Source organism: Sphingomonas sp. Leaf357, from assembly GCF_001423845.1.
Lineage (GTDB): Bacteria > Pseudomonadota > Alphaproteobacteria > Sphingomonadales > Sphingomonadaceae > Sphingomonas.
This window is the reverse complement of record NZ_LMPM01000001.1, coordinates 758,346-784,650: the sequence shown is the minus strand read 5'-3', so window position 1 is coordinate 784,650 and position 26,305 is coordinate 758,346. Positions and strand designations below refer to the sequence as shown.

Annotated in this window: 24 protein-coding genes and 1 pseudogene; 12 read left to right on the top strand and 13 right to left on the bottom strand. The window is 62.9% G+C overall.

The features are described from left to right. Positions 1 to 6: 6 nt before the first annotated feature. From ASG11_RS03740 to ASG11_RS03715, 6 genes are all read right to left on the bottom strand, one after another. On the bottom strand, positions 7 to 402 hold the full coding sequence (locus tag ASG11_RS03740; RefSeq protein ID WP_236697365.1) for a hypothetical protein: 396 nt from the start codon (positions 400 to 402) through the stop codon (positions 7 to 9). 659 nt (positions 403 to 1,061) lie between these two features. Further along, on the bottom strand, positions 1,062 to 2,045 hold the full coding sequence (locus tag ASG11_RS03735) for a helix-turn-helix domain-containing protein (RefSeq protein WP_082472567.1): 984 nt from the start codon (positions 2,043 to 2,045) through the stop codon (positions 1,062 to 1,064). Continuing rightward, the gene (locus ASG11_RS03730) at positions 2,042 to 3,217 is read right to left on the bottom strand and encodes a type II toxin-antitoxin system HipA family toxin (protein WP_055775361.1); all 1,176 of its coding nucleotides are present in this window, start codon (positions 3,215 to 3,217) and stop codon (positions 2,042 to 2,044) included. The genes ASG11_RS03735 and ASG11_RS03730 overlap by 4 nt, the downstream gene beginning before the upstream one ends. Before the next feature lie 1,519 nt (positions 3,218 to 4,736). Next, complete coding sequence (locus ASG11_RS03725; RefSeq protein WP_055775358.1) at positions 4,737 to 5,585, bottom strand: type 1 glutamine amidotransferase; 849 nt, start codon at positions 5,583 to 5,585, stop codon at positions 4,737 to 4,739. A gap of 122 nt (positions 5,586 to 5,707) precedes the next feature. Continuing rightward, the gene (locus tag ASG11_RS03720) at positions 5,708 to 6,160 is read right to left on the bottom strand and encodes a response regulator (RefSeq protein ID WP_055775355.1); all 453 of its coding nucleotides are present in this window, start codon (positions 6,158 to 6,160) and stop codon (positions 5,708 to 5,710) included. Continuing rightward, positions 6,157 to 7,260: a histidine kinase dimerization/phosphoacceptor domain -containing protein gene (locus tag ASG11_RS03715; RefSeq protein WP_055775352.1), complete on the bottom strand. Its 1,104-nt coding sequence runs from the start codon at positions 7,258 to 7,260 to the stop codon at positions 6,157 to 6,159. Before ASG11_RS03715 ends, ASG11_RS03720 begins: the two co-directional genes overlap by 4 nt. Before the next feature lie 162 nt (positions 7,261 to 7,422). Between ASG11_RS03715 and ASG11_RS03710 the strand changes: the two genes are divergently transcribed. Continuing rightward, positions 7,423 to 7,878: a hypothetical protein gene (locus ASG11_RS03710; RefSeq protein ID WP_055775349.1), complete on the top strand. Its 456-nt coding sequence runs from the start codon at positions 7,423 to 7,425 to the stop codon at positions 7,876 to 7,878. 121 nt (positions 7,879 to 7,999) lie between these two features. Here the strand turns inward: ASG11_RS03710 and ASG11_RS03705 are convergent, their stop codons facing one another. Then, the gene (locus ASG11_RS03705) at positions 8,000 to 8,548 is read right to left on the bottom strand and encodes a hypothetical protein (RefSeq protein ID WP_156363631.1); all 549 of its coding nucleotides are present in this window, start codon (positions 8,546 to 8,548) and stop codon (positions 8,000 to 8,002) included. 233 nt (positions 8,549 to 8,781) lie between these two features. After that, complete coding sequence (locus ASG11_RS03700; RefSeq protein ID WP_330218886.1) at positions 8,782 to 9,708, bottom strand: LysR family transcriptional regulator; 927 nt, start codon at positions 9,706 to 9,708, stop codon at positions 8,782 to 8,784. A gap of 100 nt (positions 9,709 to 9,808) precedes the next feature. On the opposite strand from ASG11_RS03700, the gene ASG11_RS03695 reads away from it, so the two are divergent. The 5 genes from ASG11_RS03695 (at position 9,809) to ASG11_RS03675 (ending at position 14,833) form a co-directional block, all read left to right on the top strand. Further along, positions 9,809 to 10,507: a pirin family protein gene (locus tag ASG11_RS03695; RefSeq protein ID WP_055775343.1), complete on the top strand. Its 699-nt coding sequence runs from the start codon at positions 9,809 to 9,811 to the stop codon at positions 10,505 to 10,507. Positions 10,508 to 10,562: 55 nt separating this feature from the next. Further along, the gene (locus tag ASG11_RS03690) at positions 10,563 to 11,390 is read left to right on the top strand and encodes an alpha/beta fold hydrolase (RefSeq protein WP_055775340.1); all 828 of its coding nucleotides are present in this window, start codon (positions 10,563 to 10,565) and stop codon (positions 11,388 to 11,390) included. A gap of 77 nt (positions 11,391 to 11,467) precedes the next feature. Continuing rightward, positions 11,468 to 12,058: an NADPH-dependent FMN reductase gene (locus tag ASG11_RS03685; RefSeq protein WP_055775338.1), complete on the top strand. Its 591-nt coding sequence runs from the start codon at positions 11,468 to 11,470 to the stop codon at positions 12,056 to 12,058. A gap of 13 nt (positions 12,059 to 12,071) precedes the next feature. Continuing rightward, the gene (locus tag ASG11_RS03680) at positions 12,072 to 12,662 is read left to right on the top strand and encodes a TMEM175 family protein (protein WP_201781266.1); all 591 of its coding nucleotides are present in this window, start codon (positions 12,072 to 12,074) and stop codon (positions 12,660 to 12,662) included. Positions 12,663 to 13,102: 440 nt separating this feature from the next. Further along, positions 13,103 to 14,833, top strand: a complete 1,731-nt coding sequence (locus ASG11_RS03675) for a hypothetical protein (RefSeq protein ID WP_055775335.1) — start codon at positions 13,103 to 13,105, stop codon at positions 14,831 to 14,833. A gap of 350 nt (positions 14,834 to 15,183) precedes the next feature. On the opposite strand, the gene ASG11_RS03670 is transcribed toward ASG11_RS03675, so the two are convergent. After that, positions 15,184 to 15,852, bottom strand: a complete 669-nt coding sequence (locus ASG11_RS03670; RefSeq protein ID WP_055775332.1) for a TetR/AcrR family transcriptional regulator — start codon at positions 15,850 to 15,852, stop codon at positions 15,184 to 15,186. On the opposite strand from ASG11_RS03670, the gene ASG11_RS03665 reads away from it, so the two are divergent. Together ASG11_RS03665 and ASG11_RS03660 are read left to right on the top strand one after the other, a co-directional pair. Continuing rightward, positions 15,835 to 16,296 carry an MFS transporter gene (locus ASG11_RS03665; RefSeq protein ID WP_055775329.1) on the top strand — a complete coding sequence of 154 codons (462 nt, stop codon included), beginning with the start codon at positions 15,835 to 15,837 and terminating at the stop codon, positions 16,294 to 16,296. The two genes, ASG11_RS03670 and ASG11_RS03665, sit on opposite strands and share 18 nt — an antisense overlap. A gap of 281 nt (positions 16,297 to 16,577) precedes the next feature. Further along, entirely contained in the window at positions 16,578 to 16,856 is a 279-nt protein-coding gene (locus ASG11_RS03660; protein ID WP_055775328.1) for a hypothetical protein, read from the top strand. A gap of 141 nt (positions 16,857 to 16,997) precedes the next feature. Here the strand turns inward: ASG11_RS03660 and ASG11_RS19440 are convergent. Continuing rightward, a pseudogene (locus ASG11_RS19440) lies at positions 16,998 to 17,651 on the bottom strand (SDR family oxidoreductase). Between the two features lie 77 nt (positions 17,652 to 17,728). Next, the gene (locus tag ASG11_RS03650; protein WP_055775326.1) at positions 17,729 to 18,898 is read right to left on the bottom strand and encodes an alpha-hydroxy acid oxidase; all 1,170 of its coding nucleotides are present in this window, start codon (positions 18,896 to 18,898) and stop codon (positions 17,729 to 17,731) included. Between the two features lie 256 nt (positions 18,899 to 19,154). Here ASG11_RS03650 and ASG11_RS03645 point away from each other — a divergent pair, with 256 nt between their 5' ends. Continuing rightward, positions 19,155 to 19,676, top strand: coding sequence for a YciE/YciF ferroxidase family protein (locus tag ASG11_RS03645; protein ID WP_055775324.1), 522 nt, complete (start codon positions 19,155 to 19,157; stop codon positions 19,674 to 19,676). Positions 19,677 to 19,727: 51 nt separating this feature from the next. On the opposite strand, the gene ASG11_RS03640 is transcribed toward ASG11_RS03645, so the two are convergent. Together ASG11_RS03640 and ASG11_RS03635 are read right to left on the bottom strand one after the other, a co-directional pair. Next, positions 19,728 to 20,213 (bottom strand): hypothetical protein, encoded by a 486-nt coding sequence (locus tag ASG11_RS03640; protein ID WP_055775322.1) that lies wholly within the window; start codon positions 20,211 to 20,213, stop codon positions 19,728 to 19,730. Continuing rightward, the gene (locus tag ASG11_RS03635) at positions 20,210 to 22,279 is read right to left on the bottom strand and encodes a catalase (protein WP_055775318.1); all 2,070 of its coding nucleotides are present in this window, start codon (positions 22,277 to 22,279) and stop codon (positions 20,210 to 20,212) included. Before ASG11_RS03635 ends, ASG11_RS03640 begins: the two co-directional genes overlap by 4 nt. A gap of 263 nt (positions 22,280 to 22,542) precedes the next feature. On the opposite strand from ASG11_RS03635, the gene ASG11_RS03630 reads away from it, so the two are divergent. Genes ASG11_RS03630 through ASG11_RS03620 form a run of 3 tightly spaced genes read left to right on the top strand, consistent with a single transcriptional unit; the run spans position 22,543 to position 26,302 of the window. Next, positions 22,543 to 23,094, top strand: a complete 552-nt coding sequence (locus ASG11_RS03630) for a 2Fe-2S iron-sulfur cluster-binding protein (protein WP_082472773.1) — start codon at positions 22,543 to 22,545, stop codon at positions 23,092 to 23,094. Next, positions 23,091 to 24,059, top strand: coding sequence for an FAD binding domain-containing protein (locus tag ASG11_RS03625; protein WP_055775316.1), 969 nt, complete (start codon positions 23,091 to 23,093; stop codon positions 24,057 to 24,059). Before ASG11_RS03630 ends, ASG11_RS03625 begins: the two co-directional genes overlap by 4 nt. 2 nt (positions 24,060 to 24,061) lie before the next feature. Then, the gene (locus tag ASG11_RS03620; protein WP_055775313.1) at positions 24,062 to 26,302 is read left to right on the top strand and encodes a xanthine dehydrogenase family protein molybdopterin-binding subunit; all 2,241 of its coding nucleotides are present in this window, start codon (positions 24,062 to 24,064) and stop codon (positions 26,300 to 26,302) included. The last annotated feature ends 3 nt before the right edge of the window (positions 26,303 to 26,305 follow it).

The window sequence follows — 26,305 nt, the reverse complement described above, 5'->3', positions numbered from 1 at the left end:
CCTGCATCAGCACACCGCGCGGGACGGGAACGCCAACGGACACATAGCCAGGGTTATGAGCAAGCCGCGTTCGTAAATCGCGATCCATTGCCGGCCATGCTGACGCCAGGCACGTTGTAGCGCAGCGACCGGGAGCAAAAGACACGTGCCGGCCGGAGCGAAGGCGTAGGCGATGAAGTCGCACGCTAACGGTTTCTGCACCCAGCCTGGAGCTTTGCGGGCCTCGTCCGACCAACGCTCCAACAGCACATCGGGCCAGTCGGCGGTGCGCACCTTCTCGTCCACAGTGTAGGTGCGCCCGCACGCCAGCGTAAGCAGGCGATCGATCCCACCGCGCTGCGCCCATCCGTCTTCTCGCACCGCTACCGCCGACACCAATGTCGGGAATGCCTTCTGATACATCGGCATCCACCAGTCGGCGTCTACATACCAGTTCGAGAGCGCCAGACTTTTGCCAAAGTGGTGCACACGTGGCGAACCCGCCGCCCGGCGGTTGCGGACGGCGGGGTGCCGAGGTTGCGATTGAGGGGCCCGGAGGGCGGGACTGCTAGTCGTATGCGCGTATGTCATGGAAAATCACTGACCTCAATATAATTCATTGCCCTTATGTATATTCGTTGACGCACATGTCGCCTTCAGCCGGCTCTCTGAGATTGCTATCGGAGGAAGTCACAAGCGCAAGCTTCCCGACGTCGCGCACCTTGATTGGCCTTCCGCTGTATTAGGACTAGAGGTCTGCGTGAATCTGGCGAACCGCAAATCCCCGAAGCCAGAAATTCCCGTCGCCTTGTTTGTTGGAAAATGAACGGCGGCTTCGGCTTCGACGGTCGTCCGGCCCAACGGCCGATAATAGGGCGCATAACTGCCGTCACGCTGCTCGCGGAAGCAGAATTTCCCAATCATTTGAGTGCCCATCGCTATCATGTCCGGTGCGCCAAAAATGGACCGTTTAGGAAAGCGTTGGGCACGGAGTAGCTTGAACTTTGCCGGTTGCAGAATGGCGGGTTGCGTCGGGAAGCAAACCAACCCCGCTCGCCAACTTACGGCCAGCGCAACGAGTGTCAGAAGTCTTGCAGTTGCCGCCTGAAGTCGGCGATCTGTCCCGCGATCAAAGATTCTGCGGGTTCGAACCCGTCGAAGCGTTCATACAGCGGCCGCACGATCGTGCCGACTACCTTCTCGAGCTGTTTGTCGATTTCTCCCGCGCTCGTGAGTGTGGTCAGATCGACGCTGTCGGCGCGTGCCCGCAGACGTTCATCTATCGCCAGCCTTAGCCCGGGTTTCGCCCAGCTGATAAGTTCGCGCCCAGATAGACCAGTGTACCTCGCGACGAACCGGATCGGGTCTGCCGCCCCGGCACCGAGCTCGCGCGCAAGCCAAGCGGCATGCACGAGCACTTCGGCGGTGCGCCAGATCGGCAAGGTCAGGTCGAAAAAAGTGCCAGGATCGAAATCACGCCCATCTTCCTGGTACCCTCGCTGGAGATAGGCCGTGCCGTCGCGGGCGACTTGCCAGAAGTCGCTATGGGCCGCGTCGTTGAAGACGCGATCATTCGAAGGGCGACCGAGCCAACACTCGATTAGGCCTTCGTAGAATGCCGGCTTGATCGTCTCCTTGGTCGGCACCCAAAACGGCGTCCAGCCCGAGGTCTTGGGGGCGTGCGCGAGAATAGTCTTTAGCTGGGCGAGCGACGGCAAGGCATCGACGCCATCGATGGAATAGGCCTGTTCGCTATGACCATACCCCTGCCGCGAGGGGTGGTCTTCGTCGAGGTCGGCAGTCAGCTCGACGAAACGCTTGCGGGCTTCGTGCACGAACGACTGCAGGCTATCCGAGCGGCCCGGCTGGACGAACAGGCCCAAGGCATCGAGGACAGCCACGACACGCTCGAACCTGAGATTGATTTCGCCTTGCTCGAAGGCGACGACCACTGGTCGGCTTACACCTGCCAGCGCTGCCAGATCTGATTGGGTCAGACTCTCTGCCTTGCGGCGCCGAACCGCTTCGTCGACAACGGCGCGCCAGTCGATTGGCCATTCGGTCATGCGAAGATCCTTGCGGCATTCTCGCGAATGACTTCGCGATAGTTGATACGAAAATCGTCAGGTTCGACGCGGGGTCCGAACTCAATGGTCCGGGCGCTGGCGAAGGCTTTCGCGAGACTGTCGAGCGACCGACCTACCTCTTGCGAAGGCAGGCCAATCGAAACGCCAAGCTTCTCGACTGTCGATCGGTCGAGAGTATCGAAGGGCCGCTTCTGGCCATCGATTGCGAGCGCAGCGATGCGTTCGTAATTGGGATAGACGAGTGTGTTTATCAGGTCATAGGCGGGGCTAAGGCGAAGCCCGCTGCTGCTTTCGAGTAACGAGAAGTTCTTGAGGTGCGCATCGGCGTTGCCGAGCACGAGGTTGAAGATCACCAGCCGATAGTAGCGTGCGAGATCGATACGTGCCCGCGCTGAGAAGCGCGCGATTACGCTCGCGGCTTCTTCATAGGACGAGTCATATTTTCCATCGAACTGTCGGCCGCGGGGCTTGCCGAGGATCTGGGCAAAATCTTCAAGCCTCAGCTTTTCCTCGCCTGCGCGATCGAAGCGTTCGACCAGTAGCGCAAGGCCATCGATGCCGGCGAGCCGGGCAGGCTTTGCCTTGGTGATCTCTGCCTCCCCGAGGATTTCACGTGCGAGCTCGAGCGACAGATTTTCATTCTGCACGAGCGTTGGCAGATCTTCCCGATTGAACTTGGCGATGTGCGTTGCAGGGTCGCTCGCTCGAACGCATGGCTCAAAGCCCGTTTCACCGCGATAGGCGAGAAGCTTTTTCTGCACGCCCGAAAGGGTCCGGCCGGGGAGGGCTGCCGCTTCCTCAAGAGCATTCGGCTCATCGGGCGCTATAAGTGCGCTGCCGTCAGCAGGAACGATGCCGACCGCGCCAATGCAGTCGGCCCCGTAGTTCAAAAGCAGGCCAAAGTCGTCCTGCTCTGCTGTGCCTCCTGCCCGCGCCTGCCTGCCGCGTAGCCATCCTTCCGGACCAAGATGCTCGAAAAAGGGTATGAGACCGCCACGGTAGTAATGGTCTGGTTGCTCAACCGGCAACGCACACGCGATCTGCGTCTGCCAGCCCTCAATGTACACAAACCTTGTATCACGGCTCTCCAACTCGCTAAGCTCGCCAGCGATTGCTCCCTTGTAGGTAACGGTGGCAGCGCGATCGGGCATGACGCCTCCTGTCAATCTTGACCGCGATAATCACATTGAGACCTTCAAATGTCAATAAAGATTGTCATGTGAGCCCTTCCAGGCGAGGAAAGCTGTTTTTCAAATGTGGCGCTCGAATAGCAATTTTTACGTCTTAACATCCGACTAAAGGTTAAATTCGTCAGGCTACGCTTACAATGGCATTCTTATCGCCGCTATTGTCCTTAAAGCTTGACCTGGCGTCGTGTCAGCGGGATCGCGCTCGAAAGCGGACCGTTGGGTTTTCCTTAATCCGTTCTCGCGCGGTCACATGAACAGATCACGCCTTTAGGCGCGGTGCTGGAAAGGCTGAACGACGGGGATGGGGCGCAGAACAGCCATCAACCTGCCCTCAGGACGAGAATTTCCCAATGATCTGAGTGCCCATCGCTTTCATGTCGGGCGCACCAATCTTTTCAAAGACTTAGCCGCCGGAGGTGCTGCCGTTGCTATCCGGCTGGGCGCGGAATGGGCGCTCTACGCTCTCGAACCTCGAAGTTGTGCCACCCTCTGCATAGGATTGGGCGATTTCTTCACGCCTTGGGAATGCCGCTTCCTAACAGTAGCTAAACTTCAAAATTGATGTCTAGGCGGCGAGAGACTACTGCGCGCCGCAGGCTCAATCGCGCTACGGCGCGCTGCGAGAGCGCAGCTGACGATCGCGCGCGATACCGTCAGAGCATCAAGAGCCTCTCGATAGCATGAGCGTTAGTGCAGTAGCCCTGAAACACCGATTGCCGCCGGCGTGTCTGGCGATGATCTCGTGCGCGCTGGGACAGAGATGGAAGCGGCGCAGCCAGTCACGACGGCCGACCCGGTGGCCGAGAAGCGCCGGACCTATGATCGCGAGCGGAAGCGTGAAGCAAAACGAGCATTTTCCGCCGTAATTCGACCGGTATCTGTGAAAACGGCGGAAGCACCCTCTTCCCTTGCTTAAGAAACATAGCCCAGATCCCCTAAAGAAGTTAAACGCCAGTCGGCGGTTGTACCGAGGGCAACATCAAGTTGCTTGTCGATGATAACGTCCGCCTTTATCACGGAGACGAGCGATTGTTCTCGGACGGGGCCAACCTGCAGACCTATGCAATCCCTGCCACGCCGGACCGAAGCAGCGCGCCGAGCTGGCAGTTCGCCTCTGACCCTGGGGGGTGCGTCGAAACTTCACGGTCGCCGCCGCCAGCGCACCGCATCCGTCCCACGCACACATGAAATTCAGTCGTCTGAATAAATCAGCCGGAATTCTAAGAATACTTCATAACCGGCTGATCGTTGCGTTCGTTAGCCTTTCTGTCGAGGACGGCCGATAGGCCCAAGCGACCGAAAGCGGACACCTGAAATGTAAAAGTGAATAGCCCACTCCGGGCGCCAGCCGCGCAATCGTTTTTTTCGGCTGACAAGCACCACAATCGGACATCAAGGCAGCCATCGATGTTTCCCGGGACCGGCCGTTCATTCATGATCCGTCAGGTCACGTCCGCGCGACGCGACATGGAAGTCGTCGTTAGCGGCGCTTCGAGGGTCGCCGATCCAAAGCCGGCAGCGCGTTCAGGAAATTGATGATCTCCCGACGGCGGCCATGCTCGTCGGCGAACTCTCCATCGACGCCGAGCAGCCAGCGTAGCGCGCGCTTGTCAGGGGTATCGTGCAACCTGTCGAGCTGGTCCGCGCGCGCCGCGACGTCGCTCGCATTATCGGCAAGGCCTGCCGCCACGAGGTCGTCGGCCTGACGCCGCAATGCCACCGCGATCTCGCCGAGCGCGAGTTCAGGGTGATATTGCACGCCCCAGAAGATGCCGCGATCGTGGCGTATTTCGACCGCCTGGACACGGGTCACGGGATTCGTCGCGAGCAATGTCGCACCGTCCGGCAATTCGTCGACCTCATCGCCATGGATCGCGGGAGCATCCCAGGTCGCGGCACGGTGGGCGAGCAGAGGATGGTCGCGGCCGGCTGGCGTAGCGACGATCCGTCGGGAAATGCCAGCCTCCATGCGTTCTGGCATCTTGCGGATGCGCCCCCCGGCGGCGGCCACGGCGACCTGAAGACCGGCGCACGATCCGAACGATGGTGTGCCGGAGGCGAACACCGCCCGCATGAAATCGAGCTGTCGCCGGACCTCGGGCGTGGCCTCATAGACATGGAGAGGCGATCCGGTGAGGAACACCGCGTCATAGCGGGCCAGATCGTGGGGGCTGTAAATCGGCGCGTCGTCGTCGGCCGGCTGGACAATGTCGACCGAGCAATGCGGGGCGAGCTGCTTCAATGTCGCGGCATAGGTCTCGCCCGAACTCTTGCCGGCATGCGCACGCCGCGCGTCGCGCTCGGCTGGAGTCTCGCTCTCGGCGATCATGAAATGGGGCAGGATATGTCTCGATCACGTTCAAGAATTGCGGCGTTCGCCGAGGTTGCCTGGCTCCGATCGCCAGCGCCGCACTGACCTCAGTGCGATCGCCGGCCCGGGCATGCCGCCACTCATTCTCCCCAAAGCGCAGCGAAGGCCGGCGAGGCGAGAAAGCTCGCAGGGGTTGGCGCGGTAGGGGGCGGATCGCAGACGCCCTCCTCGATATACCGCATCGCAGACATCAAGCCGTTGCGCGTGAAGGGTTTCGGAATAATTCCATGCGCGCCGGCAAAATCGGCCGGTACTTTGGCGGGGTTGGCGGTCACGAAGACGATGACCGCAGCCTCCCACCGCCGTCGGATCGTCGCGCAGGCGTCCAGGCCACTGGTGCCTTGCGCCAGATGCATGTCGACGAACGCCAGATGCGGCGTGAGCGTTGCTGGCAACGCATCCACTTCGTACGACGAGGCGGCTTCGGCGATGACCCGGTGCCCGCAATCCTCGACCATCGCCTCGATATCCATCGCCAAGAGCGCTTCGTCCTCGACGACGATGACGTTCAGTGGGCCGCGCGGACGGATCATTGATCGATATCCACGGGGAAGGAGATGACGACCTCGGTTCCGGGATCGGCAGCCCGCCACCGCGCTTCGGCTTTCACCTGACGTGACAGCCGCTTGATCAGGGTACGCCCCAGCCCGGTTGACGAAGCACCATCGATCATGCCGGGGCCATCGTCGGCAACGATCAGTTCGGCGCGTCCGTCGATGACGCGTGTCGTGATCCGGAGCGTGCCCGAACGCCCGTCACGAAAACCGTGCTTGATGGAGTTGGTCAGCACCTCGTTCAGCACCAGCCCAAGCGCGGCGGCATCGCGTGACGGTATCTCGATCTTCGTCGTGTCGGCCATGACGGCGATGTCGCCGCGACCGCTGGCACCGATCACGTCGGAGACGAGGTTGACCGCGAACGCACTGATGTCGAACCTGCTGATGTCGTCGGACTGGTAAAGCCTGCGATGCACCGTCGCCAAGGCATCGACCCGCTCCAGCATCACCTCGAGCTTGTCGGCGATCGCCGGATCGTCGATCTGACGGGCCTGCAATCGCAGCAACGAACCGATCATCGTCAGGTTGTTTTTCACACGGTGATCGACCTCGTGAAGCAGCAGGGTCTTGGCTTCTAGCGCCTCCTGCAGGTCCGCGGTGCGCCGCGCCACTTCCCGCTCGACTTCGGCCTTCTGTCTTTCGATCGCGATCTGCGCCTCGACACGGTCGCTGACGTTCAGTTGCGAGGCGAAGAAGAACTGCACTTCACCCGCCGCGCTGCGAACTGGGCTCAGGTACAAAGCGTTCCAGAACGTGCTGCCGTCCTTGCGATAGTTGAGCAGATCGACGTCGATGTCGGTCTGGCCGGCAACAGCCTGGCGCAGCCGCCGCACGGCTTCGGGATCGGTATCCGGACCCTGCAGGAAGCGGCAGTTGCGACCGATGATCTCGTGGCGGTGGTAGCCGGTCAGCTGCTGGAATGCCTGGTTGCAGAAAACGATCGGATTATCGGGCTGACGAGGATCGGTGATCACCATCGGCATCCGTGTCGCGCGCACCGCTGCCGCGAACGGATCGCCCTCACCGTCCTCGTGCGTGATACGATCGGTGATATGCCAGTCTTCACGCTGTCCCACGGATCGGCCCTCACGACTGCGGATCCTGTTGGATTACAATCACCGAGCGAGCGTCAAACTCCTGATCAGGTCCCGCGTTCCGACATGACGCAAATCCTTGATAAAGTTGGCTGGGCGCATGAGCAGGGGTCGTGAAACGATGGTGGCGGATCGTCCGATACGGTGCTGCCCGGGCACTTTGAAGCGTATCAAGGGTTGTCGCTGATCGAGCTAGACGAGGAAAGAAACCAGATGCGAATACGATCCGGTGCGACGATGCTTGTCCTCCTGTTCGCTACGGAGGCAAGTGCCGCGTCCATCCCATTGAGGCCAGGCGACTATGGCACTGTTGATCTGGCGTGTGATCATCAGCCCAATGCAACCATCCTGAGCTTCGACGGGCGCAGCTTTTCATATCCGCATGCCAGCAAATGCACCGATACAATCGTGATGCGGTCGGCCGGCGTGCTGACGATTGCGGAAACCTGCCGTGCGGCCGGCGATGGAAGCCCTGCGACATCCGACACGGACACGTTCAAGCTTCGCCGGCAGGGCGCGGAGCGCTTCGCCTTGACCAGGGGAACGACGACGGTGTCGTATCGGAGGTGCGGACAGGTCGGCTATTTCAACAAGCACTGATCGTCCAAGCGAGGTCGTCGCGCCTGCCTGGACCGTGCCGGCCTACTCGCGCCGGACGAGCGCCGGTTGCCGTCCGTCAGCGGGCGGTCGCCTTGTCCGACAGGCGGAAGGCGAACGTCGCTCAGGAATGATGATGCAAGTCGGCATCGGCTGGATCAGCAGCGACCATTGCTCGCTGAACGCCGTAGCGCCCAGTTTCGACCGGTAGAGTGATCGTGTCTCCCGGCTGTGCGGCATCATAGAGCATCGTGCGTACAGGAACGCTGAATTCTCGCCCGCCGTCGCCGAGCCGCACGCGGAGAAGGTGCGTGCCATGGTTCTTGCGAAAGCTCTCGATGGCGAACCGCGCCGGGCTGACCTGGGGTGTGACACCGATGAAGGCCCCGGCTTGCACCACCATCCGCAGGCAGGCGGTGGAGGCCAGCGTAGGAAGGACCAGCGCGCCGACGATCGCGTCCAGCTTTCTACCACGACGATCGCCGGTCGACCGCGTCTGGACCGTCATGATCCTGGCTGCGAGCAGCAGACTGCAGAAGACGCCGACGAACACCGCCGCCGCGAACAGGTTTGGACTGACAGGACTGATCAGTTCTCCCGGGAGGAGCGTCCGGCTGATCCACAGCCATAAGGCCGCCTGCGCGAACACGCCGCCGACCAACAGCGTCGCCATTGCGGGGCTGGCTTTTCTTTCCGGGGTGTCTTCTGCGCCGTGGTCGACTGATGAGCTACTCATCTCGCCGGCATATGCCGTCGGAGATTTCCGTGGGGTAAAGGTTGCTCAGACCAAGAATGCCTGCTTGCTGCGCCATTTTTCTGAGTCTCAAGTCCGGCCGTTCCGTCATGTCGCTTCGGGACGTATTCGAGACCGTACCGCCGTTCGTTGGACGGTGAGACTTCAGCATATTATTCCCTTATCCGGTCTACGTCCCAAGGCGCTCTCGCCAATTCGCGGGCGAGATAATCGATTAGGGCCTGAACCCGAAGGGGTCGCAACGGGCTCGGCGGCATGACGAGGTGGAGCCCCAGGGGTGCCACGGACCATTCCGGCATCGCCGGCATCAACCTGCCATCACGCAGTTCCCGCCACACCAGGAACTCGGGCTGGATCGCGAGCCCCTGCCCCGCGAGCAGCGCGGGGTTGAGCAAATCGGCATTGTCGGTCCAGACGCGCACCGCGGGTTCGACCGTTTCCTCTCCGAACGTCGGGTGCGTGAAGCGCCAGGTCCGCGAAGCGCCCCCCGTATAGGCCAGCGCGCAATGCCCGCCGAGCTGAGCCGGATGCGTCGGCATGCCGTGGCGGTCAAGATAATCGGGCGATGCCACCAGCAGCAACCGGACGGTGCAAAGCCGGCGCGACAGCAGCGAGGAATCGTTCAGGCTGGCGATCCTGAGCGCCAGGTCGAACCCCTCCGCCACCAAATCGACCTTGCGGTCGCTCAGCGCAAAATCGATGGTGATCTCCGGATAGGCGTCGAGGAAGGCCGGCAGCGTCGAGCCAAGATAGGCGATACCGAACGACAGCGGCGCGCTGATACGCACGCGTCCGCGCGGCACCGTCGACTGCGCACCGGCCTCATCCTCGACCGCTTCGCCCTCGCTGAGGATCCGCGAGGCCCGCTCCAGCGCGGCACGGCCGGCATCGGTGAGCGCGATGCGTCGCGAGGTGCGCGCGATCAACGTCAGGCCAAGACGCGCTTCCAGCCGTCCGATCGCTTTCGATACGGTCGGATCGGACATCCCCATCGCGCGCGCGGCACGCGAGAACGAGCCATGCTCGGCGACCTTGGAAAAAATCGCCCATGCTTCGAGATCGGGAAGTCGCTTCATCATTTTCAGAAAGGATGAGATGCCAACCTTGCCATTTCGTCAAGTCCGATCGAGGTGCATCTTATGGTCAGCGGAGCAACCACGCTCTCCCGGAGACCGAACCATGATCGACCGTCGTCCCTTCGCCAGCCTCGGTGGTGCCAACCACGGCTGGCTCGATGCGAAGCATCACTTCTCGTTCGCAGGCTATTACGATCCCGCCCGGATGGGCTGGAGCGGCATCCGGGTCTGGAACGACGATACCATCGCGCCCGGCACCGGCTTCCCCCCGCACCCGCACAACGACATGGAGATCATTACGTATGTCCGCGAGGGTGCGATCACGCATCAGGACTCGCTCGGCAACATCGGCCGCACCGAGGCCGGCGACGTGCAGGTGATGAGCGCGGGATCGGGCGTTCGCCACTCCGAATACAACAAGGAGCCGGGCATCACCCGCATCTTCCAGATCTGGATCGAGCCCAAGACGCGCGGCGAAGCGCCATCATGGGGCGCGAAGCCCTTTCCCCGAGGCGAACGCTCGGGCCAGTTCGTGACGCTGGCGAGCGGATTTGCCGACGATCACGACGCCTTGCCGATCCGCACCGACGCGCGCATCGTCGCCGCGACGCTCAAGGCTGGGGAGAGCGCGGAGTATCCGCTCGGTACCGACCGCCACGGCTATCTCGTACCGGCGACCGGCACGGTGGTCGTCAACGGCACCCGCCTGGAAGCTCGCGACGGCGCCGCCATTGCCGATGAAGCGGTGCTTCGCGTCACCGCCATCGAGGATGCAGAGATCGTCCTGGTCGACGCCGCCTAATTCCTACCCGACGCTGTAGCGTACCCTCATCAAGCCGATCCCAAGGAGACCTGCCATGCCGTTCATCACCACCGCCGACGCGACCGAGATCTTCTACAAGGACTGGGGCGGCAAGGACGCGCCCGTCGTCATGTTCCATCACGGCTGGCCGCTCAGTTCGGACGATTGGGACGCGCAGATGATGTTCTTCGTCCAGAAACGCTATCGCGTGATCGCTCATGATCGACGCGGACACGGCCGCTCGACCCAGTCGGCGGGTGGCCACGACATGGATACCTATGTCGCCGACGTGATCGCGCTCACCGATGCGCTCGAGCTGCACGATGTCGTCCATGTCGGACATTCAACCGGCGGCGGCGAGGTCGCCCGCTACGTCGCCCGCGCCAAGCCCGGGCGGGTCAAGAAAGCGGTGCTGATGAGTGCCGTCGCGCCGATCATGGTCAAGACCGACACCAACCCGAACGGTGTGCCGATCGACGTTTTCGACATGGTTCGCGAGCAAACCGCGACGAACCGGTCGCAATTCTACCACGACTTCACCCTGCCCTTCTTCGGCTACAATCGAGAGGGCGCGCAGGTGAAGGAGGCGGTGCGCCTCAATTGGTGGCGGCAGGGGATGATGGGTTCGGCGCTGGCGCACACGCTCGGCGTCAAGGCCTTCTCCGAAACCGACTTCACCGAAGACTTGAAGGCGATCGACGTCCCGACCCTGGTGCTGCACGGCGAGGACGATCAGGTCGTGCCGTTCGCGACCACCGGCAAGATGTCCGCCGAAATCGTGAAGGGCGCGAAGCTCATCTCCTATCCCGGCTTCCCCCACGGCATGCCGGTCACCCACGCCGATCGGATCAACACCGATCTGCTCGCCTTCATCGAAGGCTGATCGATCGCGCTGGCACGGGGGGACTTGCCCGCCCCGTGCTGTCGCGTGACAATCGGGCATCATGAGGGAACGTTACGATGGGCGACCGGATCATGATCTTCTACGGTTCTTACCGCTCGGCGCGGCAGGGCATCCGTCTCGCCGAATGGCTGGTCGGCGCGTTTGCGGAGCGCGGCGCATCGGCGGAACTGATCGACGCCAAGGCGCTCGACCTGCCGATGCTGGATCGCATGTACAAGGAGTATCCGAAGGGCGAGGCTCCCCCGGCATTGGAAGCACTCGCGGAGAAGATCAGGGCGGCCGACGCCTTCGTCTTCGTGACGGGAGAATATAATTGGGGTGTCCAGCCCGGCCTGAAGAACCTCACCGATCACTTCCTGGAGGAATGGTTTTGGCGACCTGCGGCGATCGCCAGCTATTCGGCGGGCCGTTTCGCCGGCTCGCGCGCCGGGCTCGCCTGGCACGGCATATTGTCCGAGATGGGCATGGTCGTCGTGTCTAGCACGCTCGCGGTCGGCGCGATCGGTCATTCCATAGATGCGGCCGGAGCGCCCGTGGGCGATGGCGGTTCCGCTCTTACGCGCGCTTTCCCGCATTTCGCGGACGACCTTGGCTGGTGGGCCCAAGCCGCCCGTACCCAGCGGGAACATTCTGCCCCGCCGTACTGATCCGGAGATTCCAATGCGCCCGAAAATTGGTTCTGAGCGGCTGATTGCACTTACTGACGGAGTTGTAGCCGTCATCATAACGATCATGGTGCTTGAGCTGAAGCCACCTCATGGCGCCGATTTGGCAAACCTGCGCGAGCTCGGTCCGACGTTTCTCAGTTTCGCGCTGAGCTTCATCTACGTCGCCATCTACTGGAACAATCACCATCACTTCTTCCGGCTTGTGCCGCATGTCGGCCCCTCGATCATGTGGGCCAATCTTAACCTGCTGTTCTGGCTCTCGCTCATCCCGTTCTCCACTGCCTGGATGGACGAACACAACGCTGCTGCCTTGCCGATTGCGATCTACGGCGCCGTGCTGCTGCTATGCGCGGTGAGCTGGCGAATCATGCAAACGGCAATCGTCCGCGCACAGGGTGCTAGTTCCCCGCTCCGGGCCGCGATACATGCCGATTGGAAAGGCACCGCCTCCGTCGTAATTTACCTCGCCGCCATCGCGCTTGCTTTTGTCGTGCCTATCCTTGCTTATGTTGGCTATGCGGCCGTCGCAGCATGGTGGCTGGTCCCGGATCAGAGGATAGCAAAAATCTTATCCCACGGCTGAATTAGCAAGCGCTTCTGTTGCACGCCATTTAGTATGGGCACGCGTTCCAATCCGGACCGTGCCGCACCTTTCATCGACTGACTCGACCCACATCCGGCAATCCACCTGCAGTTTGCGGCCGCCCAGTTCCCGACGTTTGCTCATGTCTGTCAACGACAGTTTCTGGCGATTATGGGTTGCTGTTTGAACGACCGACATGGGGTGGAAGGCTGCCAGCCGATCTCAGTAAGCTAACGCCTGCAACTGGGCGTTTTCAAGATCAATCTGCGTGGGCATGAGTGTGTATGAATGCGGTCGGGCCATCCACCGACCAGCCGCTTGATTAGCATCTAATTTTTTAGTGCATTGCTTCCCTTCGAGCAATGGTATCGCGCCGCTGCCAATGTGGTTGGCCAGCTTGGATTGAACGCTGCACGAAGCGGATGGTCGGGGGATCATGTATGACGCGATGGTTTGCAATCCCGGACACATTGCCGACCCTCACCGGCTGGCCGGCCCGGTTTTACGGTGTGCTGTGGGTGGCGGTGTTGGCGATTACGCTGATCGGCGTATCGGGCGGTGCTTGGCATCAGCTCAGGTACGGCGCTGGCTCTGCCTATGGCTTGGACATGCTTGGCATCAGCATCGGTAGGGACGCGCGAATCGACCGTCTTGGCGGCGATGAAATGCGCAACGCCGACGTCCGGATTGGCGACCGCGTCCTGTCGTTGGCGCGCCTCGCGATCCCGTCAGCCGGGCCTGACTCGTCTTTCAGCGATCGCATCAGACTGCGCGCCGAGCGATCGGGTGGCTCGATACCGATGGTGATCCAGCGCGGACAGGCCCCGCCACGCAAAGTGAAGCTGACCCGCGGCTTGGCGAATGGGGAGGCATTGTATGCGGGGACCGGCCTCACGCCGGTTTCGCTCACATGGTCGAGCGCTCTGGTTGGCCTGGCGGCCCCCGTGGTGATGGTGTTTGGCGCCATCCTCCTGTTCGGTCGACGGCGGGACCCGGTTGCCGCGCTTCTGTCGTTATCGCTGCTCAGCCTCGCGACGGGCTTCTCCTTCGCCAGTGTATTCTGGAAGTATCACCCGGGCGGGATGTGGGTGGTCACCATCGTGCCTGCCATTGGCACGCTCGGCATGTTGCTGGCGATGCAGGCGTTTCCAAACGGCAAGCTGGAACCCCATTGGACACGCTATCTGATGGCCGCCACGACAGTCATCGCAATAGGCGGCATCTTCCTGCCGCCACTGGGTACGATCGGGCTCATTCTGCTCACTCCGCTCACTGTGCTCACGATGGTTATTCGCTACCGAAGCGAAACGCCTGTAGCCCGACAGCAATGGCGCTGGGCGATGATCGGCTTTGTTAGCGGCATAGTGCTCCTGACCGGGGGCGCGTTCGGCTATAATGCCTATCTCAGCAGCCATCGCGATTTCGGCTCGGAGCTGTGGAGCTGGATCGTTACCCCGCTGATCTTGGCGGTCCCGCTGACAATCATTGTCGCCGGCGTGGTCCTGTCCGTGCTGCGATATCGCCTGTACGACACACAGGCTGCGGTAAGCCGGTCCATCCTCCTCGGCATACTGACGCTCGCGCTGCTCGCGATCTTTGCGGGATCGGAAAAGATCATCGAACTGGTCGGGGAACGATATCTCGGCGAAAGCATGGGCGCGCTTGCCGGGGCTTTGGGCGCTGCCTTCGCCGCGGTCGCGATCGTCCCGCTACATCACAAGATCGGGCACTGGGTCGAGCATCGGTTCCGCAGGAATCTGATCCATCTACGTCACGACCTGCCGCCGCTATTGACCGAGCTTGGCGAAACATCCGATCCGGCGACCGTCGCGCGAACCGCGCTGAGCCATCTCGCACACGACCTTCATGCGATGCGCGGTGCCGTCATCGCGGACGGCGAAGTGCTCGCAGCACACGTTATCGAGGCGGATGAGATCGATCTGCGGTTCGCAGATGACACGCCCCGTCGCGCGGGCACGATCGAGATGCGGAAACGCGATCCACTGTTCCCCGTCCGTATTCCGCTGGCAGCCGATAAAAAGCATTGGCTTCTGATCGGTGCCCGACCTGATGGGAGCCTGTACGACCGGCAGGAGCGCGAACTTCTTTCGGATCTCGCCGTTCCGCTGGCTCAAGCGCTGCGCATATCGGCCGTCCGCGCGCACCGATAGACCGTGATCGCTGCGCGCTTCGTTCGCATCGAGCAAGAGTTGCAATCGCTACGGCAAACTATCGTTTCGCCGCTTGAAATCGACTAAATCGTCCATCCAGTCGATTTTCCAGCATCGCCGGCAAGAAGCCAGCGGAGTCGTCATGCGAGCGTGGTCGGCTCAACCAACGGCAGCCTTCCGACCTGGGCACGCAATCTTCGCATGGAGAAAATTGGGTCGGTAGCCGAATGTCAGCCTCGCGACCGGCACGATCCAGCCCCAGACGTTCAAGTTGAAAACCCGGCTCCTGGACTCTGACATTCATTCATTTTGCTGCCAAAACAGGCATCAAATGCTCGCAAAATCTTCGATCAAAGTTCCGCCAAATCCTCAAACGCGCCCGTCGGCACGGCGCGCTCGATCAGGCGCGACAGCAGCGCTACCGCCTCCTCCATGCCGTCGCGGTCGGTGATGAAGGTGCGACCCATCGTCATTCCTCGGATCGCCCACACGACGAGGCGGATGGCCGCCATGTCCGTCACTTGCGCGCCGATGCGGTGCAGGAAATTGGCGGCCCCATTCCGCTCCACCTCTTCCTGCATCGGCATGACGAGCGCCGCCAGGTCGGGGTCGCTGCGCGACGCGACGAGGATTTCCATCACGGCGACGCCGGAGGGCCTGGAGAAGACCTCCCACAACAGCCCCGGCCAGTCCGACACGCGCATGCCGAGATGCCGGGTGGCCATCAGGTCGCGGACAGCCAGCGTCTCCTGCTCGAACACCCAGCGCACGACTTCCGCCATGAAGGCCGCGCGGGTCGAGAAATGATGGGCGATCGTGCCGCGCGTTATGCCGGCCTCGTCCGCGATCGAGGCATTGTTCGCGCCGGCATAACCGAGCCGGTCGATCGTTGACACCGCCGCCGCGAAGAGGGCAGCGCGCGTTTCCGCAGTCCGCCGCTCCTGCGTGCGGCGCACCCGCTTGCCGCGTTCGCCCTTCCGCCCTCGGCACGCCTCATCGGGTTGCTGCCGGGCGAGCATCCGCCGATTATGCTGTTGGCGAGCGCCGTCTTCATCGGCGGGGCGCTGATGGCGATGGCGGCGATCGCCTTCGCCTCGATGATGGCCGATGCGGCCGACGAGCACGAGCATCTGTTCGGCGCGCGCCGCGAAGGTCTGTATTTCGCAGGCTGGGCCTTTGCCAGCAAGGCCGCTGCCGGGTTCGGCTCGCTCGTGGCCGGATTCGCCATGCAACTGATCGACCTTCAAAGCGGCACGGCGGCCCACGGTGCGGCGATCGCCGCCGCCGACCTGCCACCACGAACGATCATCTGGATCGGCATCATCTATGGCCCGGGGACCGGCGCGTTCGCGCTGGCGGCTGCAAGCGTCTGCCTATTTTATCGCGTGGATGCGAAAGCCCATCGCGACATCCTTGATGACTTGGCCCTTCGACGCGCTGCGCTGGCCACGCCGCTCGTTTAGACCAGGATCAATAATTCCAAGTGGGACTGTCGATGCGCCTTGTTGCAATCGAAGAGCGCATTCTGACGCAAGCCGTGCGCACGTCTGGCAAGTCGCGCCTCTAAGCAGTCTGCGCATGATAAAGGATCGGGCTAAGGACCCACAGTTGGTCATTCACGACGTCCTTGTCATGCCTCGAAACCGGCCACGTGTTCAGGTTCCAGTTCGGCTTGCCCGCTATCAGTGTGCCCAATACGGAATTCGGTGCGTTCTTCTATCGACGATGCCGATGAGGAAACGCGATGACGACATACCCCTTGAGCGAATCGGCTACGATCTACTCGGTCGACGCGTCTGGTGCCGCATCCTCAGACATCCTAGGACAAGGAACGCTAGAGGACTGCGTAGCTATCGTTGCCGGCCTATCCGCAGATAAGCAAAAATCGATTTCCATTCAGATGGATAGCCTCGACCTGCAGTTTGGTCCTCAAGAAGCTGGCGAACTCCTGCACTTCCTACGGGAGGAAAGCGCAGGGCTTTCCAACAACGAGATTATTGAAATTAAAAGCTCCGATCTGTGATTGCCCGTTAGACGGCGCTGCCGCACAGCCCATAAGGGTGGTCGGACCCCTCCATAGCCGCATGAGCAACGCACGCGCTGAGTCAGAAGCCGACATTCGGCGCGTTTTAGGCCTTGTCTGAAACGTGCGTTTGTTCATCCGCTAGAGAGGCCGTTCCGACCACCGAGCGGGTGAACGATGATAAACAATCTTAGCGAAGCTCGCTTCCGACGTAGCGAACATACGATCGATGATCTCCAGAGCCGGAGTGAGCACCGCAACAAGATCGACGTCTGGATATTCGATGAGCGTCTGCCCGTCATTGAAGGCATTGGGGATGCCATATTCCTCGGCCACCGCATCCGCCGTCGCCTGCGTTCGGCTTCCGATCGCGACAACCTTGAACTCGTCGAGGGTCTGCAATGCGGCGATGTGTCCATACTTCGCCCAGTCGCCCCTACTGACGCCGATCGTTGACTTGAAGCAGTAGCGGCGCATCCCGCCATTGACGATCAAGACGATGCTCGTAATGCAACGCGCCCTCGGTGAGGCGAGAAACGCGACTGCATTGCCGACGTCCTCAGGCTGACCGAAGTCGCGCAAGGCGATCTCCTGGCTTGCGAACTTGTTGCGCTCCTCCCTGGGTTAGAGGCGGCAAATCTGGGCGGTGTCGATCAGGCCCGGCTGCACGCAGTTGACGGTGACACAATGCTGCCCGAGCTGCTCGGAGAGCCCCCTGGACCAGACCACCAGGCCTGCTTTCGCCACCATCGCGGCATTCACGACCTCGGGCTCAAGATTGCCTGAGATGCTGATGATCGAGCCAGACTTCTAGGTTAGGAAGTTCGGCAGGAGCTTCTGCGGCAGCTCCCGTAGGGTGCACCAGATCCTTTTCATCGAAGACGCGTCCCCGGCCGATGCCGGACGTGCCGGCGGGCGATGGCGGCGATATCGTTGATGCCGGCGAGCATCAGGGTTCGCACGAATTCCTCCTTCAGGAGCGAGAGGAGACGATCGACGCCGGCCTCACCGCCCGCTGCGAGGCCGTAGAGATAGGGACGACCGATCGAGCAGGCGGTCGCTCCCAGCGCGAGCGCCTTCACCACGTCCGAACCGCGCCGTATTCCCCCGTCACAGATCACGTCCGGCGCATCGCCGACCGCGTCGCGCACCGCCGCGATCTGATCGATCGGGGCGGGTGCGCCGTCCAGCTGACGCCCGCCGTGATTGGAGACCATGACGCCGGTCGCGCCCGAGGCGATCGAGCGGTGCGCGTCCTCCGGGGTCATCACGCCCTTAATTGCGAGCGGCCCGTTCCATTCACGGGCCAGCCATTCGACATCGCGCCAGCCGACCGAACGGTCGAACTGCCCGCCGATATAGTCGAACAGGCTCATCGGACCCGATGCCAGCGCGTCGATCTTGTGACTGACATTGGCGAGGTCGAACTTGGACCCGGTCAATGCGGGAAGCGACCAGGACGGATGGAGCGCGAAGCTGAGCAGCGACCGGAAGGTCAAGGTCGGCGGCAACGACAAGCCGCTGACCCGGTCGCGTTCGCGATTGCCGGCGACGGGGGTGTCGACGGTCAGAGCCAATCCGTGGAAGCCCGCCGCACGACAGCGCGCCACGAATTCCGCGGTCAATCCGCGATCCTTGAAGATGTAGATCTGGAACACCTTCGGTCCGGCGAAGGCCTGGGCGAGATCCTCCAGACGAGTCGTGCCCATCGTCGAAAGGCTGTAGAGAAGGCCGTGGCGCGCGGCGGCGCGGGCCACGGCAAGCTCGGCATGCCCGTGGAACATGCGGGTCAGGCCGGTGGGCGACAACATCAACGGCCAGCGCGAGATCTGCCCGAAGACGCGCGTCTCGGTCCGTATCTCCGACACGTCGTTGAGCATGTCGGGGACCAGCTCGTAATCCGCGAACGCATCGACGTTGCGCCGCAGCGAGACCTCGTCGTCGGCACCGCCATCGATATAATCGAAGATCGGCCGTGGCAGTCGTCGCCGCGCGATCGAGCGCAGGTCGGCTACGTTGTTCGCACGGTTGAGGGGCGTCATGGCGCGGATTTGCCTCTTCGCTTCGGGACTCTGATCCGACCCGCGATGCCCGATGTTCGGCGCGCAGTCGATAACGCTCTCGCCCCGGCAAGGTTAGACGCCGAGGACGATCAAAAGTATCGGCTCGTAGCTTGAGGCAGATCAGCACATTAAATCGGCGCGGTTCGGCAACTTCCCCGCTGCGCTGCCGGTTGATGCGCTACGCTGGATACGCTTAAATTTCGCGTCCAGCGCACCTTCAACCGAGGAGTGTCACATGGGCTTGTTCACCAAGGATATCGCGACGTTCGACGATCTCTTCCTGCATCAACTGCAGGACGTCTATTATGCCGAGAACCAGATCACCAAGGCATTGCCGAAGATGGTCGAGAAGGCCAGCGATGGCGGGTTGAGGGCCGGGTTCCAGACGCATCTGCAGGAAACCGAAGGCCAGATCCGGCGGCTCGAACAGGTGTTCGACCTGCTCGGCGAGAAGCCCAAGGCGGTCACCTGCCCGGCGATCGACGGCATCATCAAGGAGGCCAACGAGGTTGCCGGCGATATCGCGGATCCGGCGGTGCTCGATGCCGCGCTGATCGCGTCGGCCCAGGCGGTCGAGCATTACGAGATCACGCGCTACGGCACGCTCGTCACCTGGGCGGAGCAATTGGGTCGCAGCGACATCGCCGCGATCCTGCAGGAAACGCTCGACGAGGAATATGCCACCGACGACAAGCTGACCGCGATGGCCAAATCGAAGATCAACGCTCGCGCGGAAACGGCAGCAGAACCCGCCTGAACCGATTTCGGGGCGATGCCAGCGGCACCGCCCCGATTGCTTTATGCTCGCTCAGCCCTTGCGCCCGAGCCGCCGCGCATTGCCGGTGGCCGCCTTGTGGATCGGTGCCAGCGTATCTCGGCCCGTCCGCGCCGCCGCCTCCATCGCCTTCAGCCCGCTGGCGGCAGCGGTCGACCCGAACGCCATCAGCTCCACCGGGGTGGCCGGACGTCCGCGCAGCATCATCGCGCTCAGCGATTGCGCCTGATCCCACCACGCCGCCTGAGCATCGACCCATGCCTGCATCATGACCAGACCGGACGAGGAAAACGCCGCGACCTTTTCCGGCACCATGCGCGACAGTTCGGCATAATCGCCCGACCATGGCGCGCTCACCGCAGCACGCATCGTCTCGCCGCGCGAGGCGATGACCGCGCCAGACGCCTGCGCGGTCTGCACCACGCGGTCGCCGGTCGCCGCCATCATCCGCCAGCTGGCGAACATCCGGTCCCAATAGGAAAACGGATCGAGCGCCACGGCGCGCGAACGCCCGGTCATGCCAGCGTCCTCACGCCGGGCTCGCGATCATAGAAACGCTTCGCGGCGGCGGCGATGAACGCCTTGCCGAGATCGGTCACGCCATCGTCCGGCTCCACCCCGGCCTTATCGAGCAGCGGCTTGGTCGCATCGCTCGCGCCGATCGCCTTCAGATGGCCGAACGCGTCCATTGCCCATTGCACGGCGGCACCTTCCTTCAGCAGCGTGGCACAGCCTTCGTCGGACAGGATGATCGCCACCGCATCGAAGATCTGCGACGGGCTGCCGGCAAGCTGGCCATCGGCCTTCTGGACGTTGCCGTCGGACAGCTTCGCGCCGCCGACCTTGGGCGCGACGATCACCGCCTTGCCCTTGGCCTTCGTCACCGCATCGACCACCGCCTTGAGCGCGTCGGCGTCGCTGCCGTCCGCGATCAGGATGCCGACCGCGCGCCCCTCCAGCGTCTCCTTCATGTTCTTGTGGATCGACAGCGCATCGGACGGGGCCATGTCGACCGGCTCCTTCGCCGCTTTCGCCTTGGCCGGCAGATCGATGCCCAGGCCGTCCGCGACGCGCTGGGCGAGATCCTCGTCCACGTTGCGCAGATTGGCCACCATGCGCGGCGGCACCTGATCGAGCAGCCCGACCTTGGACAGTTCGAACACGAACGACGACGCGATATGGGCCTGCTCGTTCTCGGTCTGCGACCGGTAGAACAGACGTGCCTGGCTGAAATGATCGGCGAACGTGTCGGCGCGGACGCGCAGCTTGTCGCCGGTCTCGTCCGGGCCGGTCGCCGCATTGACGGTCGCGAAGCCCTTCGGAGTCTCGCGCGGTCCGGCTTCCTCGCCATGCTCGGCCAGACTGTTCGGCTCGTAGTTCGCGCGCCCCTTCGGCACCATCGTCTGCATCATCCCGTCGCGCTGGAAATTGCCGAACGGGCAGCGCGGCGCGTTGACCGGGATCTGGTGGAAGTTGGTCGTGCCCAATCGCGACTTCTGCGTATCGAGATAGCTGAACAACCGCCCCTGCAGCAGCGGATCGTTCGAGAAACCGATCCCCGGCGGCACGTTGGTCGGCAGGAAGGCGACCTGCTCGGTCTCGGCGAAGAAATTGTCGACATTACGGTCGAGCACCATCCGGCCGATGATCCGCACAGGAACGTCGTCCTCCGGGATCAGCTTGGTCGCATCGAGTACGTCATAGGGCTGCGCATCGGCGAAATCCTGATCGAACACCTGAATGCCCAGCTCCCATTCGGGGAAGGCACCGGTATCGATCGCCTCGAACAGGTCGCGGCGGTGATAATCGTTATCGGCCGCCTGCAGCTTCAAAGCCTCGTCCCAGATCGTCGACTGGAGGCCGAGCTTCGGCTTCCAATGGAACTTCACGAAGCTGACCTTGTCGTCGGCATTGACCAGCTGGAACGTGTGGACGCCGAAGCCCTCCATCATGCGCAGGCTGCGCGGCAGCGTGCGATCGGACATCGCCCACATCAGCATGTGCGTGCTTTCCGGCATCAGCGACGCCCAGTCCCAGAACGTGTCGTGCGCACTGCCCGCCTGGGGGTAGCCGCTATTGGCCTCCATCTTCACCGCATGGACGAGATCGGGGAACTTGATCGCATCCTGGATGAAGAATACCGGGATATTGTTGCCGACCAGATCCCAATTGCCCTCGCGCGAATAGAATTTCACCGCGAAGCCGCGCACGTCGCGTGGCGTATCGACCGAGCCGGCCCCACCCGCGACGGTCGAAAAGCGCACGAACACTTCGGTCTTCTCGCCTTTGGTGAACACGGCGGCCTTGGACAAATCGGAGATATCGTCGGTCGCCTCGAAATAGCCATGCGCGCCCGAGCCACGGGCGTGGACGATGCGCTCGGGGATCCGCTCGTGATCGAAGTGGAAGATCTTCTCCCGCAGCACGAAATCCTCGAGCAGGGTCGGCCCCCGCGCGCCGCTTTTCAGGCTGTTCTGATTGTCGCTGATCGGTACGCCGTGATTGGTCGTGAGGACGGCGACATCGCCGCCAGCCTGCTGGTGCGTCTCGCCGCCGTTGCCGGGGTTGCGTGGGGTGTCGGCCATTGGGAAGTCCTTCGGTGAAACGGTCAGGTGCTGAATGCTCGGGCAAGCCGATCGGGCTCAGGCCGTCGGAATCGTAACATGATATCCGTTGCCCAACCGGAGGGAACCGGCATCGTTCCGAGACTTGATATCGCTCAGTGCGAATCTCGCGCGGGTTGATCTGGATTAGTGAAGCCACTGGATTCGCATCGGAACCTCACCTCAGTTCATTCGCTTCCGCCCTGACACCGGCCAATTTGGGGCCGATCGAAGGGACGCCCGACATGCATTTCACGATCAACGGACAGGTCCATGAGGCGGACGTCGATATCCGCACTTCGGTGCTGGACCTGCTCCGCGAACATCTCGGGCTGACCGGTTCCAAGAAAGGCTGCGATCACGGCCAGTGTGGGGCCTGCACGGTGCTGGTGAACGGGCGGCGGATCAATTCCTGCCTGACGTTGGCGGTGATGCATCAGGACGACGAGATCGTGACGATCGAAGGGCTCGGCCAGGTCGGCGATCTCCATCCGATGCAGCAGGCGTTCGTGCGACACGACGGGTATCAGTGCGGCTATTGCACGCCGGGCCAGATCTGCTCGGCGGTCGGCATGCTCGACGAGGTCAAGAAGGGCTGGCCGAGCCATGTCTCCGCCGATCTGGCCGCCCCCAAATTCGATGACGGGGAGATTTCCGAGCGGATGAGCGGCAATCTGTGCCGCTGTTCGGCCTATCCCAACATCGTCGATGCGATCCGCGAGGTGGCGGGCGACGAACCGGAGGGTCGGAGCGCCGACGCCAAGGACGATGCGATGCGCAAGGAGTTGGTCGCATGAGGCCGTTCGAATATTCCAAGGCCGACACGCCGGAAATGGCGGTCGCGGCCGGCGGACGGTTCATAGCCGGCGGGACGAACTTGCTGGATCTGATGAAGCTTCAGGTCGAGACCCCGGACCGGTTGGTCGATATCAGCCGGCTGGACCTGGCGAAGATCGAGGAGCGCGAGGACGGCGGTCTGACGATCGGCGCGCTGGTGCCGAACAGCGATCTCGCCGCCGATCCGAGGGTGATCGACAAATACGAAGTGCTGAGCCGCGCCTTGCTGGCCGGTGCCTCGGGGCAGTTGCGCAACAAGGCGTCCACCGGCGGCAATCTGTTGCAGCGGACGCGATGCTATTATTTCTACGACATCGCCGCGCACTGCAACAAGCGCGTCCCGGGCAGCGGATGCGACGCGATCGACGGGGTCAACCGGATCCTGGCGGTGCTCGGCACGAGCGAACAGTGCATCGCGACCCACCCGAGCGACATGGCGGTGGCGATGCGCGTGCTCGACGCCACGATCGTGACGCTCAAGCCGGATGGCGATCGGCGACGGATCTCGATCCACGATTTCTATCGCCTGCCCGGCGACACGCCGCAGATCGAAACGGTGCTGGAGCCGGGCGAACTGATCACGCATGTCGAACTGCCCGCGCCGCCCGAGGGCCGGCACGCCTATCGCAAGGTGCGCGACCGGGCGTCCTACGCCTTCGCGCTCGTCTCGGTGGCGGGCGTGCTGAAAATCGAGGACGGCAAGATCGCCGCCGTCTCGCTGGCGTTCGGCGGGCTCGGCCCGATGCCGTGGCGCGACGCGAGCGTCGAGGCGGCGCTGATCGGCAAGACACCCGACACCGCGACGTTCGCGGCGGCAGCGGATGCGCTGGTGGCGGACGCGCGCGGCTTCGGCAGCAACGATTTCAAGATCCCGCTCGCGCGGCGCACATTGATCGCGACCCTGCGCGAACTGACGGAGGCATGAGCATGTTCGGTTTCGGTTCGGACGACAAGACCAACAGCCTGACGATGGATCTGCCACATCCGCACAGCCTGCTCGATACCGGTGTGCAGGGGGTGATCAGCCGACCGCTGGACCGCGTGGACGGGCCGAAGAAAGTCTCCGGCGCCGCGACCTACGCGGCGGAATATCGCTTCGACGATCTCGCATACGGCGTTCTGGTCGGGGCGACGATCGGCGCGGGCAAGGTCGTGAAGATCGACGCCGATGCGATCCGCGCCATTCCCGGCGTGATCGACGTCGTGACCGATTTCGACAGCTTCATCCGCGTCGCGGCGCAAGGCGGCGAAACGTCCGCACCGACTCAGGGGGTAAAGGAGATCACCTCGGTCGGACAGATCGTCGCGATCGTGCTCGCCGAAAGCTTCGAGGTCGCGCGCGACGCGGCGCAGAGGCTGCCGATCGGCTATGAGGCGAGCAAGGGAGCGTACAATTTCGACGGCCATCGCGACGAGGCGGTCAAGCCGCCGCCCGGCGCGACCGAACCGCATTCCAAGCATGGCGATGTCGATCAGGCGATGGCCGACGCGCCGGTGACGATCGACGTCACCTATACGACGCCGAGCCAGAATTCCGCCGCGATGGAGCCGCATGCCTCCACCGCGGTCTGGGAGGAGGATGGCTCGCTGACGCTTTACGGCGCGTATCAGATGCCGACCTCCGACGCGTCGCAGCTGGCCGATGCGCTGGGTCTGTCCGCCAAGCAGGTACGGATCGTCGCGCGCTATATCGGCGGCGGGTTCGGATCGAAGCTCGGCATCGCCCCGGAAAGCGTCGCCGCCGCGATCGCCGCGCGCAAGATCGGCCGCCCAGTCAAGGCGGTGATGGCGCGGCAGCAGGTGTTCGAGGCGACCGTGCGCCGGTCGAACACCGAGCAGCGCGTTCGTCTCGCCGCGGGGAGGGACGGCAAGCTGACGGCGATCGGCCATGAAAGCCTGTGCTCCAACCAGCCCGGCGAAGGCTATTTCGAACCGGTCGGGATCGGCACGCACATGCTGTACGGCGGCGAGAACCGGCTGATCACGCACGACAACGTGCCGCTGAACCTCGTTTTGTCGGGGTCGATGCGCGCGCCGGGCGAGGCCGTCGGCATGCTGGGCCTCGAATGCGCGATGGACGAGTTGGCGGAAACGCTCGACATGGATCCGATCGCGCTGCGCAAGGTGAACGATCCGGCGCAGGATCCGGAGAAACAGGTACCCTATTCGTCGCGGCAACTGGCGCGCTGTCTCGATCAGGGCGCCGCGAAGTTCGGCTGGGATCAGCGCGCCAAGGCCGGCACCCGCCGCGAGGGCGAATGGCTGATCGGCATGGGCGTCGCCTCGGCGGTGCGCGGCAACATGCTGATGGAATCCTCGGCCGAGGTCGAGATCCATCCCGACGGCTCCGCGACGGTGTCCTCGGCGATGACCGATATCGGCACGGGCAGCTATACGATCCTGGCGCAGATCGCGTCGGAGATTCTCGGCATTCCGGTCGACCGGATCACGATGGCGCTGGGCGATACCAACGCGCCGCCGGCGGCGGGGTCGGGCGGTTCCTGGGGTGCCGGATCGTCCGGCTCGGCGGTCTATCTCGCGTGCGAAATGCTGCGCAGCAAACTGGCGGAGGCGATGGGCGTGGCGGAAGACGCGCTGACGCTGAAGGACGGCCATGCGATCGGCGACAATCGCTCGCGCCCGATCGGCGAACTCGTCGGCGACAGGCTGGCGGCGACCGGAACGATCAAGCCCGGCAAGCAGGAGAAGGAAACCTCGCAGGCGTCGTACGGCGCGCATTTCGCCGAGGTCGCGGTGAATGCGGTAACGGGCGAAACGCGCGTGCGACGCATGCTCGGCGTATTCGCGGCGGGGCGCATCCTCAACGCCAAGACCGCGCGTTCGCAATGTCTGGGCGGCATGACCTTCGGCATCGGCACCGCGCTGACCGAGGATCTGATTCACGACACGCGCAGCGGCAAGATGGTCAATCGCGATCTCGCCGAATATCACGTGCCGGTGAATGCCGACGTGCCGCAGCTCGACGTCCATTTCCTCGACGAGCGCGACATCCACGCCAATCCGATCCACGCCAAGGGCATCGGCGAGCTGGGCATTTCCGGCGCCGCGGCGGCGGTGGCGAACGCGATCTACAATGCGTGCGGCGTGCGCATCCGCGGCTTCCCCGTCACCCTGGACAAGTTGCTGCCGGAACTGCCCGCAATGTGACCT

What these genes read in the sequence shown, in the direction of transcription:
- ASG11_RS03695 (WP_055775343.1), top strand. Translation starts at nt 9,809, where the DNA reads ATGATCGACCGTCGTCCCTTCGCCAGCCTCGGTGGTGCCAACCACGGC.
- ASG11_RS03730 (WP_055775361.1), bottom strand. Translation starts at nt 3,217, where the DNA reads ATGCCCGATCGCGCTGCCACCGTTACCTACAAGGGAGCAATCGCTGGC.
- ASG11_RS03690 (WP_055775340.1), top strand. Translation starts at nt 10,563, where the DNA reads ATGCCGTTCATCACCACCGCCGACGCGACCGAGATCTTCTACAAGGAC.
- ASG11_RS03635 (WP_055775318.1), bottom strand. Translation starts at nt 22,279, where the DNA reads ATGGCCGACACCCCACGCAACCCCGGCAACGGCGGCGAGACGCACCAG.
- ASG11_RS03670 (WP_055775332.1), bottom strand. Translation starts at nt 15,852, where the DNA reads ATGCTCGCCCGGCAGCAACCCGATGAGGCGTGCCGAGGGCGGAAGGGC.
- ASG11_RS03725 (WP_055775358.1), bottom strand. Translation starts at nt 5,585, where the DNA reads ATGATCGCCGAGAGCGAGACTCCAGCCGAGCGCGACGCGCGGCGTGCG.
- ASG11_RS03675 (WP_055775335.1), top strand. Translation starts at nt 13,103, where the DNA reads ATGACGCGATGGTTTGCAATCCCGGACACATTGCCGACCCTCACCGGC.
- ASG11_RS03645 (WP_055775324.1), top strand. Translation starts at nt 19,155, where the DNA reads ATGGGCTTGTTCACCAAGGATATCGCGACGTTCGACGATCTCTTCCTG.
- ASG11_RS03650 (WP_055775326.1), bottom strand. Translation starts at nt 18,898, where the DNA reads ATGACGCCCCTCAACCGTGCGAACAACGTAGCCGACCTGCGCTCGATC.
- ASG11_RS03680 (WP_201781266.1), top strand. Translation starts at nt 12,072, where the DNA reads ATGCGCCCGAAAATTGGTTCTGAGCGGCTGATTGCACTTACTGACGGA.
- ASG11_RS03640 (WP_055775322.1), bottom strand. Translation starts at nt 20,213, where the DNA reads ATGACCGGGCGTTCGCGCGCCGTGGCGCTCGATCCGTTTTCCTATTGG.
- ASG11_RS03685 (WP_055775338.1), top strand. Translation starts at nt 11,468, where the DNA reads ATGGGCGACCGGATCATGATCTTCTACGGTTCTTACCGCTCGGCGCGG.
- ASG11_RS03740 (WP_236697365.1), bottom strand. Translation starts at nt 402, where the DNA reads ATGTATCAGAAGGCATTCCCGACATTGGTGTCGGCGGTAGCGGTGCGA.
- ASG11_RS03705 (WP_156363631.1), bottom strand. Translation starts at nt 8,548, where the DNA reads ATGGCGACGCTGTTGGTCGGCGGCGTGTTCGCGCAGGCGGCCTTATGG.
- ASG11_RS03630 (WP_082472773.1), top strand. Translation starts at nt 22,543, where the DNA reads ATGCATTTCACGATCAACGGACAGGTCCATGAGGCGGACGTCGATATC.
- ASG11_RS03700 (WP_330218886.1), bottom strand. Translation starts at nt 9,708, where the DNA reads ATGATGAAGCGACTTCCCGATCTCGAAGCATGGGCGATTTTTTCCAAG.
- ASG11_RS03620 (WP_055775313.1), top strand. Translation starts at nt 24,062, where the DNA reads ATGTTCGGTTTCGGTTCGGACGACAAGACCAACAGCCTGACGATGGAT.
- ASG11_RS03660 (WP_055775328.1), top strand. Translation starts at nt 16,578, where the DNA reads ATGACGACATACCCCTTGAGCGAATCGGCTACGATCTACTCGGTCGAC.
- ASG11_RS03625 (WP_055775316.1), top strand. Translation starts at nt 23,091, where the DNA reads ATGAGGCCGTTCGAATATTCCAAGGCCGACACGCCGGAAATGGCGGTC.
- ASG11_RS03720 (WP_055775355.1), bottom strand. Translation starts at nt 6,160, where the DNA reads ATGATCCGTCCGCGCGGCCCACTGAACGTCATCGTCGTCGAGGACGAA.
- ASG11_RS03735 (WP_082472567.1), bottom strand. Translation starts at nt 2,045, where the DNA reads ATGACCGAATGGCCAATCGACTGGCGCGCCGTTGTCGACGAAGCGGTT.